Origin of the sequence: Pseudomonas sp. S4_EA_1b, from assembly GCF_016307435.1 — a bacterium.
In the GTDB taxonomy this organism is placed as follows: domain Bacteria; phylum Pseudomonadota; class Gammaproteobacteria; order Pseudomonadales; family Pseudomonadaceae; genus Aquipseudomonas; species Aquipseudomonas rhodesiae.
Map to the genome: position 1 here is coordinate 2,871 of NZ_JAEILC010000101.1, position 988 is coordinate 3,858.

Annotated in this window: 1 protein-coding gene and 1 pseudogene; one reads left to right on the forward strand and one right to left on the reverse strand. The window is 57.8% G+C overall.

The genetic code is table 11. From position 1 onward, the window contains the following. Positions 1 to 194: pseudogene (locus YA0848_RS36200) on the forward strand (hypothetical protein); the annotation flags it as partial. A 216-nt stretch (positions 195 to 410) separates the two neighbouring features. Here the strand turns inward: YA0848_RS36200 and YA0848_RS27880 are convergent. Beyond that, the gene (locus YA0848_RS27880; protein WP_050483122.1) at positions 411 to 773 is read right to left on the reverse strand and encodes an EamA family transporter; all 363 of its coding nucleotides are present in this window, start codon (positions 771 to 773) and stop codon (positions 411 to 413) included. Positions 774 to 988: the final 215 nt, after the last annotated feature.

Sequence of the window (988 nt, forward strand, 5' to 3'; positions counted from 1 at the left end):
CCGAATTCTCTATCGTCCCCTATACGGCCCTGGCTATCGGAATGGTCATAGAGGCAGCTCAGGTCGCTGGGTGTATTGCAGAATTCACCTTGGGGCAAAACCTTCACCCTACTAGGGCAACTCGCTTAGAGATTCTGCTTTGCCCGACTGGGATTGCTTTGCTGCTGCCCGCGCAGCATGGCCGGCATTCGTGACAATGGCGCTGTACGGAGCTGGGAATGGCATCCTGACTATCACGGAGCGACTGTCGAAGGCCAAAGCACCGCGGTTCACCTGGATCATCACTTCGTGCCCAGCGGCTGCCTCAGCGAGAGTTCCCCAAGCACTTCGAACTGATCGAGATCATCGAGGCCCGTGCACAGCTCACGCTGGCGGCAGCCTTTCAACAGCACGAGGCCTAGGATCACAGGTCAGGGCTTTTTGGCAATAACCAAAAGCCCGGCCACGATCAACCCGGCACCGGCCAGCATCCGCAGCGTGATCACTTCGCGCAGCAGTAGCCAGGCCATCAGCATCGCTACCACGACGCTGCCCTTGTCGATCAGCGCCACCGTGGCTACGTCCCCCAGCTTCAACGCCTTGTAGTAGAAGATCCAAGACAGCGCCGTGGTGATGCCGGAAAGGCCAAGCCACAGCAGGTTGCGCTGGTTGACCTCGGCAATTTGCTGCACGGGCACCGCCCAGACCGCAAAGATCAGCACGAAGGTGCAGACGAACAGGGTGCGAATCGTCAGCCCCAGCTCGCCGGGCAGCGTGAATCGGGCGTCCAGAATAGGATTCTATAATCGACTATAAAGGCCTATAAAGTTCATTCTAGAGCGGCTCAGCTGCCTGTAAACGCCAGCAGAGAGCCCGATTACACTTCATGTTGCGCCATCGTCCCTGGGGTGTGCCGATATTAATGAGAAGCTGAAAGTTGACCCAAAGGGCCAGCATGAAGCTCAAGGACAGGTTTAGCTGCAAGGCCGCCAAAGGATATGGCGGGGTC